At 51.3% G+C, this 15,618-nt stretch carries 8 protein-coding genes; 3 read left to right on the top strand and 5 right to left on the bottom strand.

All coding sequences use genetic code 11. From position 1 onward, the window contains the following. Positions 1-58: 58 nt before the first annotated feature. Together IE181_RS06175 and IE181_RS06180 are read right to left on the bottom strand one after the other, a co-directional pair. The gene (locus IE181_RS06175; RefSeq protein WP_191250900.1) at positions 59-3,646 is read right to left on the bottom strand and encodes a DUF4347 domain-containing protein; all 3,588 of its coding nucleotides are present in this window, start codon (positions 3,644-3,646) and stop codon (positions 59-61) included. A gap of 554 nt (positions 3,647-4,200) precedes the next feature. Then, a complete protein-coding gene (locus IE181_RS06180; RefSeq protein WP_191250902.1) occupies positions 4,201-7,725 on the bottom strand; it encodes a DUF4347 domain-containing protein in 3,525 nt (1,174 codons plus the stop codon). A 223-nt stretch (positions 7,726-7,948) separates the two neighbouring features. Here IE181_RS06180 and IE181_RS06185 point away from each other — a divergent pair, with 223 nt between their 5' ends. Both IE181_RS06185 and IE181_RS06190 read left to right on the top strand, forming a co-directional pair. Further along, positions 7,949-8,758 carry a substrate-binding periplasmic protein gene (locus IE181_RS06185; protein WP_191250904.1) on the top strand — a complete coding sequence of 270 codons (810 nt, stop codon included), beginning with the start codon at positions 7,949-7,951 and terminating at the stop codon, positions 8,756-8,758. Positions 8,759-8,833: 75 nt separating this feature from the next. Further along, complete coding sequence (locus IE181_RS06190; RefSeq protein ID WP_191250906.1) at positions 8,834-9,346, top strand: hypothetical protein; 513 nt, start codon at positions 8,834-8,836, stop codon at positions 9,344-9,346. Between the two features lie 80 nt (positions 9,347-9,426). On the opposite strand, the gene IE181_RS06195 is transcribed toward IE181_RS06190, so the two are convergent. The 3 genes from IE181_RS06195 to speB all read right to left on the bottom strand — a co-directional run bounded on the left by IE181_RS06195 (position 9,427) and on the right by speB (position 13,407). Next, a complete protein-coding gene (locus IE181_RS06195; protein ID WP_191250909.1) occupies positions 9,427-11,706 on the bottom strand; it encodes a xanthine dehydrogenase family protein molybdopterin-binding subunit in 2,280 nt (759 codons plus the stop codon). Then, the gene (locus IE181_RS06200; protein WP_191250911.1) at positions 11,703-12,176 is read right to left on the bottom strand and encodes a (2Fe-2S)-binding protein; all 474 of its coding nucleotides are present in this window, start codon (positions 12,174-12,176) and stop codon (positions 11,703-11,705) included. The genes IE181_RS06195 and IE181_RS06200 overlap by 4 nt, the downstream gene beginning before the upstream one ends. Positions 12,177-12,423: 247 nt before the next feature. Continuing rightward, complete coding sequence (gene speB, locus IE181_RS06205; RefSeq protein ID WP_191250913.1) at positions 12,424-13,407, bottom strand: agmatinase; 984 nt, start codon at positions 13,405-13,407, stop codon at positions 12,424-12,426. A gap of 200 nt (positions 13,408-13,607) precedes the next feature. Between speB and speA the strand changes: the two genes are divergently transcribed. Further along, positions 13,608-15,518 (top strand): biosynthetic arginine decarboxylase, encoded by a 1,911-nt coding sequence (speA, locus tag IE181_RS06210; protein ID WP_191250915.1) that lies wholly within the window; start codon positions 13,608-13,610, stop codon positions 15,516-15,518. The last annotated feature ends 100 nt before the right edge of the window (positions 15,519-15,618 follow it).

Below are 15,618 nucleotides of genomic sequence, written 5' to 3' on the forward strand. Positions count from 1 at the left end.
GCAATAAAAAAGCAGCCCCGGATTGGGGCTGCTTCGGTGTTTCTACGGGATGGATTACTTAGAATGCGATGTCCATGGAATCCAGGTCACCGACCGTCAGGCCCTTCAGGAAGATGGAGGCATTTGCACCAATTTCGATCAGCAGGCCGCTGTCGCCGCCAATAGTCGTAGTGCTTGATGCAGCCTTTATTTCAGCAAGGCTATCAAGGGTGGTGCTATCAAGAAATAGCTCGTCTTGACCAATGTTAAAGTCAGTAACGATGTCATGTCCTGTGTTCATCTTAAAGCGGAAGATATCTGCACCGGCACCACCCGTGTACAGGTCATCCCCAGCACCGCCCCAAAACATATCGTTGCCGGCTCCACCATTCACAGTGTCATTACCAGCGCCGTCCCAAAGAGCATCGTTACCGGCTCCACCATCCACGATGTCATTGCCGTCACCGCTGAAGAGGGTATCGTTTCCGTCGTCTCCATTGACTACATCATCGCCATCGCCAGAGAAGACTTCGTCAGCGCCGCTACCAGCGGAGATGGTATCGCTATCGCCGCTTGCACCGCCAAAGATCAGGTCATCGCCTGCGCCGCCATAGATGACATCTGAACCTTGACCACCGCCGATCTTGTCGTTGCCGAACCCGCCAGTGACTGTGTCATTGCCGGTACCGGCCCAAGCGGTGTTAGGGCTTGTGTCGCCATTTTCATCACCTGGATTGTTGAAGGAGGTGAACAACTGGTCATTGCCTGAACCGCCCAATAGCTTGTCGGACCCTGCGCCGCCAACGAGAAGGTCATCGCCTGCGCCGCCACCCATTGTGTCGTTGCCTTTGCCGCCTTCGATCGTGTCATTGCCTAAGTCGTTTGGACCGGCCCAGATTTTATCGTTACCAGCACCGCCGTTGACAAAGTCGTCCCCTTCGCCCAGCACAATACGGTTATTTTCCTTACCAAGCTGCAGTGTGTCATTGCCATCCGTGGGGGTGGTGCCTTCGGTTGGCAGTGTGGATGTTGGCTGGTCGCCCGGGTCTGTGCTTGGTGGTGTAGGTGTTTCCAGTGATACCGAGCCTGCAGGGGTGAAGCCAAAACCATCGTCCGCTTCAACCGTCAGGGTCGTCGTCACCGCACCAGATGCACTTGGGGGCGTGTAGGTAATGTTGCTTGCACTGTCGAGGTAGCTATTGATATCCGCAATGTCACCAACAAGTGTGATGGTTGTTGCGTTTACCAGAGTTTCTGTAACACCGCCACCAACGCCGGCACCGTCAGCCGGGGTGCCAAAGGTACCAGCGTCAACCGTTAGACGAACTGTTAGTGGGCCCGCAATATCCGCGTCGGTGAAGTTACTGGCAGATAGATCAATGTTATTTTCGGCACGCGGTGTAAGTGCCTGCGAGGCAACAAGGCCGGAAAGCAGAGGCAGGTCATTAACATCAGTGATATCAAACTGAACCGTATCACTATTAATGCCGCCATTGCCGTCATTTGTTTCAATTTGAATGCCGCCTGCGTTAACACCGTTCAGGTTCGCGGTTGGTGTGAAGGTCATGGCATCAAGCGCTGCGTTGACGTCCGCAAGTGACCCGCTAAATGTCATGCTTGCATCATCAGTGCCGTCCCCCGTTGTGAAGTTCAGTATAAGCCCAGTTGGGTCAACAGAGACAGTACCACCCGTTGCTGTGATAGTTACTGTTTGGTCATCACCGTCCAGATCTATGATGCTAACATCGTCTGCTATAGCAACCGCTGTGGCATCTTCTGCAACGGTCGGTGCAGACGGTGCCGTAACAACCGGTGCGTCGTTGGCCCCGGAAACAGATACGGTCGAGCTAACAGACAGAGGCGTTGTATTTACGTCATTGCCACCAGTTGCACCATCATCAGTCACGCTGGTGATTGTGAACACCCGGTTACCAACTTCTGTTGGCGTATTGCTGTCATTTTGGTAGGTCATACCGTTCACGAGGGTCGTGAAGTCAGCTTCTGACACAGTGCCGCCCGAGAAAGTAATAGTAGCAGTGCCGCCGGCGACACTAACACTGTAATTTAGGCTGTTTGTTGCGGTAGAACCATTTGCACCGTTTGTCAGGGTAATAGCTGAGCCGTCAGCATTTAGAATTTCATCTGCACCGTCGGCAACATTTGTGACCGTCATAGTGAAACCAGCCACGCTCTGCCCGGCTTCTATCGTAGATACAGACGCTGCACTGAATAATCCTGCAGCGCCAGCTCCTTCGGTAAAGGCTGGATTGTCACCTGTTGCAGAGAAGGTAGGTGCATCATTTACATCGGTGATATCGATGTTGACCGTTCTTGGGGTGCCGTCTGTTGTGCCGTCATTTGCAGTAATAGTAACTGTGGCTACATCCTGACCGCTAGTATTAGCGGTGCCCGTATACTGGATGTTGCTTGTAGTATCCAGGTAGGTGGTAATATCTGCAGCAGATCCAACCAGGGTGATGGTTGTTGCGTTCACCAGTGTTGCGGTAACACCTGCGCCGACGCCTGCGCCGTCTGCGGGTGTGCTGAAGGTACCGGAACTGATACTTAGGGTCAGTGTAACCTGTTCGCCTTCAACTTCCTCTACGGTAACGCCAGATAGGTCAAAGTTACTTGTAATATCCTCAGTTACCTGCACATCAGCAGGTTTCGTAGGAAGTGTTGGCGGTGCGTTAAAAGACAGCGTGTCGATGCCTGCGCTGATGGGACCCTGGTCACCGAAAATAGTGAACTCGGTTACGTCCTGCCAGTCGCTTGGTGAAACGACGACGCCGTATTGTGAGCCGTCCAACGAAAAGTTAGGGGCTGTGAAAGTAACGTCCAACCCTGAGCCGAAGCCAGGGGTCACTTTGTAGGTTATAATGCCAAGCGGCTGGTTGCCTGAGTTGTCGAAGTGAATGAAGTCGGTGATATCAACCGGTGCGCTGAAGGAAACAGTAACAGAGGTCGCTGTGGCCGCTGAGATGGCAGCTGTGCCTGTGCTAAGGCCGTCGTCATGGGTGGTTGTGCTTGCTGTACCCCCATTGAAGGTTACGGTCATAGTCACGCCGTTCACGGTTTGCTGGAAGTCTGTTCCTGCAGTGCTGCCGCCTGTGAAGTCAAACGTGCCAACAAGCGTATGCGGATAGTCAGCGCGCGACTGGGCGGAGAAGGGGACAGCTGTACCGATATTCCATGTGCCGCCTTGCGCCGTGGCACCTACGGGCTGGCTGGCTGCAAAAACATGCGCGCCGGATAGCAGTTCCAGCGTCTGGGTAAATGCCTGGCCCACTGTGTCTTTGGCAACATCGCAGGCCCACAGGGCTATTTCACTGCATTTGCTGAAGATGGTTTTCAGTGTCGCTGCATGTGCTTCCAGATAGGCGCTGTCCACGCGTACCTCTGACAGTGCAAGACTGCCCGGTGCGCCGTGCGACAGGATATGCATCTTGCTGTAGGTCTGCCCGTCTTTAAGAGCAGCCTGCATGGCTGCAAGGGGGTCCTGACCCGCAGGTAAATGCACCACGGTCATAGTGTGTGGCAGGTCAGCCAGAAGAATGTCCGCGTCCTCAACGTGACTATCGACAAACAAAATTTCAGAAGAAGAAAGTTGGGTCTGAAGGTCGGTCATGTTTGAACCTTTCGCTCCCCACTGCGAGACATTATTCATTATGGACTCCTAAAGTAGATCACACGCACGCGTGAAAAAATTTAACTAAAATACTCTAGACAAGGTTGTGCTACCTTATGGTCAGTACCAGCTAATAATACCGGGAATCAATAGATAAATGATTGCTCATAAGAGCAAATATTACGCATTCTAAAATTGAATAATATAATTCTAAAATGGAAATTTTTTGAACATTACTAATTGTATCTTTGCAAAAATGGCAATTGTCTGCCGTTTTAACTGTTTGTAATTACGTTTAATTTTAATGAAGTGTCTTTCCTAGTAGCAGTGTTGATGGTTGTAACCTGCGTGTTTAGGGTATGTGCAGTCTTCTGCTAACGCCAGGCTATTGCCGGATAAGGTGAGAGGTGGGAATGTAGTACACTAATAAGTATATATTTTGGCCTTGGAGATTTTTGATTCGCTGTAAGCCAGGGGCGTGCGGAACCTGAATGCCTCTGGATACCTCAGTGGGGCCAGACGGCAGGACCCCCGCAATAAAAAAGCAGCCCCGGATTGAGGGGCTGCTTCGGTGTTTCTAAAGGATGGGTTACTTAGAACGTGATGTCCATGGAATCCAGGTCACCGACCGTCAGGCCCTTCAGGAAGACAGAGGTATCTGTGCCAAGGTCGATCAACAGGCCGCTGTCACCGCCAACCGTTGTCGTGCTTGACGCTGCCTTCACTGCAGCAAGGTTAGCAAAGGTGCCGCCCAGATACAGGTCGTCTTGACTAATATTAAAGTCAGTAACGATGTCATTGCCTGAGTTCGCATTAAAGCGGAAGACATCTGCACCGGCACCGCCCGTGAGCAGGTCATCACCAGCACCGCCCCAAAGAACATCATTACCGTCACCACCATCCACGGTGTCATTGCCAGTGCCGCTGAAGAGAGTATCGTTTCCGTCGTCTCCATTGACGACATCGTCGCCCTTGCCGGAGAAGACTTCGTCAGCGCCGCTACCAGCAGAGATGGTGTCGCCTTCGTCGCTTGCACCGCCAAAGATCAGGTCATCGCCCGCGCCGCCGTAAAGGACATCTGAACCTTGACCGCCGCCGATCTTGTCGTCGCCGAACCCGCCAGTGACTGTGTCATTGCCGGTGCCGGCCCATGCGATGTTAGGGCTGGTGTCGCCATTTTCATCACCAGGGTTGTTGAAGGAGACAAACAACTGATCATTGCCTGAGCCGCCCAGTAGCTTGTCGGACCCTGCACCGCCAACGAGAAGGTCATCGCCTGCGCCGCCACCCATTGTGTCATTGCCTTTGCCGCCTTCGATCGTGTCATTGCCTAAGTCGGTTGGACCTGCCCAGATTTTATCGTTACCAGCACCGCCGTTGACAAAGTCGTCCCCATCGCCTAGCACGATACGGTTGTTTTCCCGGCCAAACTGCAGGACATCGTCACCCTCGGTTGGGGTAGTGCCTTCGGTTGGCAGTGTGGATGTTGGCTGGTCTCCTGGGTCGTTGCTTGGTGGTACGGCAACATCAAATGCCATGGTGCCAACGCTCGTGTAACCAAATCCGTCATCAGCTTCGAACGTCAGTGTTGCAACAGTGCCCGACCCGGCAGGCGGTGTGTAGGTAATGTTACTTGCAGTGTCGAGGTAGGTGTTGATATCCGCAATGTCACCAACAAGTGTGATGGTTGTTGCGTTGACCAGTGTTTCTGTAACACCGCCACCAACGCCGGCACCGTCAGCCGGGGCACCAAAGGTACCAGCATCGACCGTCAGACGTACCGTAACAGCCCCTGCGATATCGACATCCGTCAGATTGCTTGCGGACATATCAATATTGTTTGATACGCCAGTGTTGAGACTTTGGCTGGCGGGCAAACCAGTCAGAACAGGAAGGTCATTAACGGAAGAGATATCAAACTGGATGATATCGCTGTGAGTACCGCCATTGCCGTCATTTGCCTGGATTTGAATGCCGCCAGCGTTCACACCGTTCAGGTCTGCTGTTGGTGTGAAGGTCATGGCATCCAGGGCGGTATTAATGTCTGTAAGCGACCCGCTGAAAGTCATGTTGGCGTCGTCTGTGCCGTCCCCGGTGGAGAAAGCAAGGCCGGATGTGCCGATGCTTACGGTACCGCCCGTGATAGTCAGGGTGATTGTCTGTGCGTCACCGTCAAGGTCAGAAATATTTACATCGTCTGCAATGGCAATATTTGTGTCGTCTTCAGCAACAGTTGGTGCCGACGGTGCCGTGACAACCGGATCGTCATTTGACCCGGCAACAGATACGGTCGAGCTAACAGTCAGAGATGCTGTGTTTTGGTCGTTGCCGCCAGATACGCCATCATCAGTCAGGCTGGTGATAGTGAACACCCGGTTACCTGCCTCTGTTGGCGCTTCGCTATTGTTTTGGTAGGTCATACCGTTCACGAGCGTTGTGAAGGCAGCCTCTGACATGGTGCCACCAGTGAAAGTAACGGTAGCAGTGCTTCCGGTCACGCTAACACTGTAGCTAAGGCTGTTTGTTGCAGTTGTGCCGGCTGTGCCATTTGTCAGGCTAAAGGAAGATCCATCCGCATTTAGAACCTCGTCTGCACCATCTGAAACATTGGTAACGGTCATAACGAAGTCTGTCAGTGTTTGTCCTGCTTCCACTGTTGAGACGGATGCAGCACTGAATAATCCTGCCGCACCAGCACCTTCGGTAAAGGTTGGATCGTCACCGGTCGCGGTTAAGGTTGGGGCATCATCTATTGCTGTAATATCAATATTGATTGTACTTGCGGCGCCGTCAGCGGTGCCATCATTTGGTGTGACAGTCAGCGTTGCGGCATTATCCCCGTTAACGTTGGACGCACCTGTGTACTGGATATTACTTACGGTATCGAGATAGGTTGTCACGTCTGCTGCAGAACCTGCCAGGGTAATGGTGGTTGCGTTCACCAGCGTTTCAGTAACGCCTGCACCAACTCCGGAGCCGTCCGCAGGGGTGCTGAAGGTACCAGCGTCCACAGAGAGCGTAACCGTGATAGCTTCGCCTTCAGTCTCGGTGAAGGACATGGCAGATAAGTCAATATTACTGGCAATGTCTTCGGAAACGGTTACATCCGTTGGTGCCCCCGCCGATGTTGGGCGAATGTTATAGACAAATGTATCAAGCGCGAGTTCCATGTTTGCTTGTGTAGTCGTTATCGTAAAGGAGGTGACATTAGTCCAATCGACCGGTGTAATAGTTTTTCCGTAAAAGCCGTTGGATAAAGTGTAATCAACACCTGTATAATTTAGTGTGGTACCAGATCCGCCAATGACTGTGTAAGAGAGTGTGCCCAGAGGTGCGTTACCAGATGTATCGGCATGAACGAAACTCAAAATATCAACAGCACTACTGAAGGTAACAGTGACAGAAGTGGCAGCAAAGCCACCCGCTAGGATGATATCTCCGACTGTGCCACCGCCGCCTGTACCTGCAGTCGAGATCGCAGCTGTATCATCGGTAAAGGTAACAGTCATTGTGATACCGTTGACGGTTTCTGTATAGTCCGTGCCAGCTACACCACCACCTTCACTATCAAATGTGCCAAGGAGTGTATGCGGATACTCAGCGCGCGACCGGGCGGAGAAAGGGACAGCTGTACCGATATTCCATGTGCCGCCTTGCGCCGATGCACCTACGGGCTGGTTGGCTGCAAAAACATGCGCGCCGGATAGCAGTTCCAGCGTCTGGGTAAATGCCTGGCCCACTGTGTCTTTGGCAACATCGCAGGCCCACAGGGCAATTTCACTGCATTTGCTGAAGATGGTTTTCAGTGTCGCTGCATGTGCTTTCAGATAGGCGCTGTCCACGCGTACCTCTGACAGTGCAAGACTGCCCGGTGCGCCGTGCGACAGGATATGCATCTTGCCGTAGGTTTGACCGTCTTTGAGTGCTGCCTGCATGGCAGCAAGGGGGTCCTGACCCGCAGGCAAATGCACCACGGTCATAGCGTGCGGCAAGTCAGCCAGAAGAATGTCCGCGTCCTCAACGTGACTATCGACAAACAAAATTTCAGAAGAAGAAAGTTGGGTCTGAATGTCGGTCATGTTCGCACCCTCTCTTCCCCACTGCGAGATGTTATTCATTGCGGACTCCTATAATTTAAAACGCGCGCATCAATACAGGGTTGGTACCCTGCATGAAAGATGTAACCAATTAATTAACATCTATATAAACATTGAACGCAACGTTTGTCTAAAGTTTTACGCTTGATAATACATGCTATTGTACGACTTTATATTACAGTTTTAGTATGATAAGTTTCGCCTAGAGGTAGGCGTAAAAAGATACGTATTCAGGCTGAGTAGTATGATTTCCAAATTATTGACGACTATCAGTATCACGACACTCATAATGACAGCGCCGGCTGCGGGAAGCCACGAGAACGCTGAGCAGCCGGGCACAAACATGCGTCTGCCGAAGGAACAGAACGCGCAGGTTCGTGTTGCTGCCGTTGACTGGTGTCCGCAGATTTGCCCTGATTCTGCTGAAAAGCCGGGATATCTTGTGGAAATTATGAATGCTATTTTTGACGGTTCAGGCTATTCTCTGAAGGTCGAATATTCAACATGGGGGCGTGCAATTTCCCGTGTGGAATACGGCAATGCGGATATTTTACTGTCGCCAGCAAAAGAAGAAGCACCGCGCCTTGTGTATCCAGATCTTCCAATCGCATCACAGCAGCACTGTTTCTACAAGGCGGCCGGCAGCAGTTGGACATACACAACGCCAAAACAGTTGGCGGAAATTCCGTTAATCTTGTTTGAAGAGCATTCCTATCAGGAAATATTGGCAGACTATTTTGCCACAACACCAAAAGAACTTATTACCATGGTGTATGATACCTCATATTTACCGCGGTCCGTGGCGCTGGTTAAAAGAAAACGGGCAACTGCCTTTCTGTTTACACGTAATTCGGCCAGATATTATCTGAATACCCATCATGTGCAGGGTATCGAAGAAGATGCCTGCATCAAAAAAGATCCATTGTGGTTTGGACTGTCACCGCAAAACACCCCGAAGCGGGATGCCATCCTTGAGCTGATTAATAGTAAAACAGCCCCATTCCTGCAATCTGATCAGTACCAGAAAATACTCCAAGCCTATAATATACAATAAGTTTATCTATGCCTTACAGGCATTGCCTTTTTGCCGGTGCCCACGCAGGATGTTCTGGTGTCCAGGGAGGAAGGTATGTCAGAATTTATACGCGATCCAAAAGCCGTATCATCGCAGTGGCTTGTGATCAGAAGATTATTTCGAATTTTTGCAGGTGTTGGTGTGCTGACACTTTTGCTTTCAGGGTCAATTTATTACGCTCTCTCGTCGCATACTCCGACAGTATATATTGATGCTGATGTTCAGGGCCAGACGGTCACCGTTACGGGTGCTGTGAGAGATGTAACCAAGATAGCCTACAGTTGTCTTGGTAAACCCAGTGTCTGTACATGGTCGGTCAATGTTATTGATTTAGATGGCAACATCCTGTTGGAGGACTATTGGCTTGAATATGGGATTACACTGGTTCCAGGCCAGCCGGTAACGGTTCTGTATGATGGCAATACCGCCTTGATTGAGGACTATCCCTATTTCACTACCGAGGGCAGGGCAGAGGGTAACTTGAAGATATTTGGGTGGCTTGGCGCACTGTTCTTTGCGATAGGGATTTTTATGCGTTTAATTTTGGCGCTGGTGTCGCGCCGATAGGGGCAGGGATATTCATCCGGTGCAGGAAAGCCAGCCGACGTATCGGCTGGCTTTTATTATTGGGGAATAGAGTTGCCGATTTAAATCGTTTGCAATTGATCGCCGATCGGAAGCTTGCGAATTCGCACGCCAGTTGCTTCATGCAGTGCTGCCAGAAGGGCGGGGATAAAGGCGGGAAGCGCGATTTCACCCGTGCCGAAAGGTTCCCCGTCTGTGCCCGTGAAGTGAATATCAATCTCCTTGGGTGCTTCATTAATACGCAACAGGCGCTGGTCGTCAAAATTGCCGGTCAGAACGCGCCCCCGTTCAATTTGTACATTCTGGTAAAGCACTGTGGATAGTCCGTCGATTATGCCGCTTTCTATCTGTGCTTTGGCGCCTAGAGGATTGATGACCATGCCGCAGTCAACACCGGCTGTCACACGGTCTACGGTAAAGCTGCCATCGTTCGCAACACTGACATCCACCACCATTGCCACATAACCACCAAACGTGAAGTAGGAAGCAATGCCGCGACCTTTCCCTTTTTCTTTGGGACGGCTGTGGTTCCAGTTTGCGTGCTGTGCTGCTGTCTGCAGTACATCTTTCATACGTTTGGTGCTGATGCCGCCATCCCCTTTTTCAGGATACCAGTCATTGAAGGGCAGGCTGCGGTCTTCGCCCAGCAAGTCTAACCGTATCTCGAGGGGGTCACGTCCTGCGGCCTCGGCCAGTTCATTAAGAAACCCTTCTGTATAGTATCCGGCCAGATTATGGCCAGGACCCCGCCAGGGGCCTAGAGGAACCCGGCTGTCACCGCGTACCCGTTCTACCTTCATATTGGGAATAAGCTGAACGGGGAAACCGTCCATGCGGGTGCCACCCTGGGACGCGAAAAGAGATTCCCAGGCTGTGATGGACCCATCCGCAGCAATGCCGCCGCGGAAGGTTGTCACCGATTGGGGGTTGAAAAAATCATGGCGGGTGTCGTCTTCGCGCGACCATATTACCTTTACAGGCTTTTTGACTTCTTTAGCCAGATAAACGGCTTCAGCGACATAGTCGGCGGATGCCTTTCTGCCGAATCCACACCCGATCCTACTGGGAATGATGTCGATCGCGTCATAGTCCAGCCCGGTAATATGTTTGGCTGCAAGCTTTGCGGTATCAGGGAACTGAATACTGCCTGCGACCGTACATGTAGCACCGGTAACCAGTGCATTACAGTTAATCGGCTCCATGGTCATATGGGCAAAGTGCGGGGCTTCATACTGTGCCTCAACGACGGTAGCAGCCTTTGATAAAGCCTCTTCGACATCTCCGGATGTGTATATGTTGCGGCGCTCTCCCTTTGTTGCGGCATCTATACAGTTTTGCCGGTGCCATTCGTTGTTTTCGTGGGTGCAGGGCCCTTCATCCCATTCAATTTCAAGCAGGCTGCGGGCTTTGAAGGCGGCCCAATAATTGGTTGCGATAACAGCAACACCGGGGGAGTTTAGTTTGAACGGACGCTGTTCACTTTTCAGATCAGGCACTTCGAGAACGGCAAGGACACCGGGTACGGTCTTTGCCTTGGTCGCGTCAAAAGACTTTACCCCACCATAAAAATAGGGGCAGCGTTCAATGCTGGCATAGGTCTGGCCGGGGAATTCATGGTCTATCCCATAAGGATCCGTCCCGGTCAGCGTTTGGTATATTCTGGACTGGTGTTTTTCCGTGCCTACAATCGAGTAATCTTCCCGTTTTTTATCCGGTGCAATAGTGGTTGGGAAATCTAGTTCCAGAACCTTATAGTCATGTTCGACCCAGGTGCGTTTAACCAGATCCGCGCTTTCCATGCCAGCTGTGGTGATAAAGTCTGCGTATGGATATGATTTCGTTCTGCCGTTGACGCGCACATGTCCTTTATAGGTGGTAAGGCTGGATACCGGTACATTAAGCTGTTTTGAGGCGGCTAAAAGAATGACGTGGCGTGCAAATTGGCCGCACCGTTTCAGGGGGCGCCATGCCGTGCGTACGGTGGCGCTACCACCAGTTCCCTGCAGGGCATATTCAAAGCGCAGTTCTCCATCGGTATCTTCAATGATTTTGGACGGCATTCGTTCTACATCAACAAGGGACCAGTCGGCGTCCAGTTCTTCTGCAACAATCATGGGCAGGGCAGTTTCCACACCTGTTCCCATGTCAGGCACTGGGGCCATGATGGTGATGCGGTTGTCAGGTTCAATGCGGACAAAAGGTCCTAGTTTGCCGTCAAATAACTCTGCGATTGTTGCGGCGTTGTTTGCCTTCCCAAGGGCGCCGGGGGCAACTGCAACCAATGCGCCGCCAATGCAAAAAATCCGCAAGGCATCCCGACGATTTACAGTGATCTGTGTCATGACGTTGCCTCCGTTGTTTGCAGTAATTCTGCGGCCCTGTGGATTGCCTTTCTAATCCGGATATAGGTGCCGCACCGACATAGATTGTCGTGATGGGCATCAATGATGTCGTTAGTTGGATTTGGAAATTGCTTCAGCAAATCAACAGCAGCCATGATCTGCCCGGCCTGACAGTATCCACATTGCGGAACATCGAGTTCAAGCCATGCCTGTTGAACAGGATGGAGGTTTGTCTCCTCGCCCAGTCCTTCAATCGTGGTGATCTGATCCCCGTCAGAGAGGGCATCAAGAGGTATACTGCATGATCGGACAGCGTCCCCGTTGACATGAATGGTGCAGGCCCCGCAGGAGCCAATACCGCATCCAAATTTTGTTCCCTTCAGCCCCTGATGATCGCGAAGAAACCATAGAAGCGGTGTGTCATCCGTCTCGTTTACTGTGACATTGGTGCCGTTAATAGTTATTTGCATAAATTTCTGCCCCTCCCATAGTCAGATGATAGGAAAGGCAGTATATCTGCAGGGGTTAAGCCAGCCAAACCTGCCTGTCGTAAATCCGGAACGCTTTATCGAAAAATGCCAAGATTTTGTGCCAGAAACTTAACCGAAGGGTACAGACATTCGGGGAGGTTAAGCGAAAGTTACAAAGAAAATACTGCGCTAACCTTATAGAGTCAGCGCAGTATTTTCCTGCCTGATGTTTAGAAAGCCTCTTTGATTAGAGTTTGCCAATCGGTACCGGCTTGGCGCCTTTACGAAGAGCCAACAAACAGAGTATGTCATGGGCGATTGAGGCTGCGGACAGTGCGGTTACTTCTGACACATCATAGGCGGGGCTGACCTCCACAACGTCTGCACCAACCAGATTAAGGTCGCCCAGTGCCCTGATAATCGTAAGCGCCTGCGCCGAGGAAAGCCCCCCGGGAACCGGTGTGCCTGTGCCGGGTGCAAATGCAGGGTCCAGACAATCAATATCAAATGTCAGATAGGTTTTCGTATTGCCAACCCGCTCACGGATAGCATCAATGCAGGCTTCCGGGCCGTTTCGGTGTACCCAGGGGGCGGTCAGGATTTCGAACCCGTGATCGGTATCATTCGCTGTTCTGATGCCAACCTGACAGGATGTTTCCACCGATATCAATCCTTCGCGTTTTGCACGCAGAAACATGGAGCCATGATCAAATCGCGTTCCGTCATCATCCCATGTGTCACAGTGTGCATCAAAATGCAGCAGGGATACGGGTCCATGTTTTTCTGCGATTGCTCGCAGGATTGGATAGGTCACAAAATGGTCACCGCCAAATGACAGCGGGAAAACATCTTTGTCTAGAATGCCGCTAATATGATCTGTGATGGATGATATAACTGTGCTTGGCTCATGCGGGTCAACAAAACAGTCACCGTAATCGACAACCGACAGGGTATCGAACGGGTCAAACCCAAAGGGAAATGATTTTAATTCGGCCAGTTGGACGGACGCCGCCCGAATGGCACGTGGTCCAAGCCGCGCGCCGGGTCTGTTGGTTACCGCATTGTCAAAAGGGACACCGCTTACCGCGACATCAACCCCGTTCAGGTCCCTGCTGTAACGGCGTCGGAGGAAACTCAGGGCGCCGCCGTATGTCATCTCAGGCCAGCGGCCATGCGGCTCCTTGTTTCTAAACGCCTGGTCACCATATTGGGTGTCGGTTGTATCGCTCATTTGTGAAGTTTCCTCAAACAGTCATAATTTTTGTGACGTTATTCCATGTTGCAACAGGCAACAAGCGGATTCAGCAGCGCATTGATGATCCTTGACCTTACAAAGATTATTCGCATTATTTTTTGTTTCTTGAGTTTTTACCCATTTCCTGAAAATAGGGTAAAAGAAACACAGACTTTTAGCTAATAGGGACGCAAATAATGGCCACCTGGACAATCAAGGATTCAAATGACTTGTACCGTATCTCGCAGTGGGGTGATGGCTATTATGGGATCAGTGATGCAGGCTTGTTGACAGTCTATCCCAAAAGGGAAAACCAGTCTGTTCGCATCCCTATAGGGGAAGTCGTTGAAGAACTTCGGGAAAAGAATATCCAATTCCCGGTCGTGATCCGTTTTCTGGATGTACTGTGTAGTCGGGTGCAGCGACTGAACCGCGCCTTTGGGGATGCAATTGCTGACCAGAATTACGGTGGTGCTTACAGAGGCGTTTACCCGATTAAGGTGAACCAGATGCGCGAAGTCGTTGACGAGATTGTCAGCGCGGGTGAGCCTTATCACTACGGGTTGGAGGCAGGATCGAAACCTGAATTGATGGCGGTTCTTTCCTGTGACCTGAGCGCAGAGGCGCTGACCATTTGTAATGGCTATAAGGATGAGGAATTTCTAAGGCTAGCCTTGCTTGGCCGGAAGTTTGGCCGCAAAGTCATCGTCGTGGTTGAGAAATTTTCCGAGATTAAACCGTTGTTGCGGCTGGCGCGGGAAATGGACTGCAAACCCATGATAGGGATGCGCGTTAAAATGCGGGTCAAAACCGGTGGTAGGTGGAGCGCGTCCAGCGGAGAACGGGCCAAGTTCGGGTTAAGCGTATCCGAAATGCTGCAGGCCATTGATCTGATCCGGTCCGAAGGGTTTGGCGACTGTATTGATCTTTTGCATTTCCATGTCGGCAGTCAGTTGTCTGATCTTAGGTATATCCAGGAAGCAGTTGAAGAAGCTGCGCGCATCTATGCACGCCTTATCAAACGTGACGTTCCCCTGAAATACCTGGATATCGGAGGGGGGCTAGCTGTTGATTATGACGGTAGCGGAACAAATGCGTCCTCATCAATGAACTATTCGCTGGAAGACTATGCCTCTACTGTCGTGGGTATCGTTAAACAGGTGTGCGAGCTGGAGCATGTCGAAGACCCTAATCTGGTCAGTGAAAGTGGCCGGGCCATGGTGGCGCACCATTCCTGCGTTATCATGGAGGTGATAGGCGAGATATCGACACAGGCCCGTCTGAAAGAAACCAATATTGCCGCTGATGCGCATTATCTGGTGCGGAACATGCTGGATGTTTACGAGGACCTGGACCGGGATAGTAATTTCGCCGAGGCATACGGTAATGCTGCCAAACTTCTGGAAGATGTGTTGGCGGCCTTTAAGTTGGGCGTTGTTGGACTGGATCAGGTTGCAGATGCAGAAACGCTATACTGGAAAATTCTCAAGAAAGTGCATTCAAACCTGCTGCAGGAGGATGGCCCGGCGGATTTGCTCAGTGAGCTTGGTGATTTACTGTCGTCGCAGTATCTGTGCAATTTCTCACTGTTTCAGTCGGCGGCAGATAGCTGGGCGATTGATCAGGTCTTACCCATCGCTCCGCTTGCACGACTTGGCGAGGAACCAACGAACGATTGTACGCTGGTTGACATCACCTGTGACAGCGACGGGAAAATCAGCAATTTCATCGGTGATGGGGGGCAGGCAACAACCTTGCCGCTGCATACTCTGGGGGGCAGCGAACCCTATTATATCGGCCTCTTTATGACAGGCGCGTATCAGGATGTTATGGGCGACATGCATAATCTCTTTGGGCGCCTAAGCGAAGCCCATGTTTTCTGCGATGAAGACGACCCGACAGATTTTTATATCGAGGAATATATCCGTGGGTCCAGTTCTGCGCAGGTATTGCAGTCCATGCAGTATAATCCGGATTCAATGGCCCAGTTTGTGAAAAAGAAAATTGATGCCGAGGTTAAACGAGGTACGATCAAGGCTAGGGACGGGGTCGGCTTGGTGGACTTCTATGAGGATTGTTTGCGCGGTGATACCTACCTGAAGCCGTAAAACATAGGTCAAGCGTCCTGCTTTTTACGCTGGTACGTTATGGAAGGCTGGCTTATAAAAGTAGCCTGCGAGTTGTGATATCAAAACTATTCATAAATTC

Origin of the sequence: Kordiimonas sediminis, from assembly GCF_014656395.1 — a bacterium.
Lineage (GTDB): Bacteria > Pseudomonadota > Alphaproteobacteria > Sphingomonadales > Kordiimonadaceae > Kordiimonas_A > Kordiimonas_A sediminis.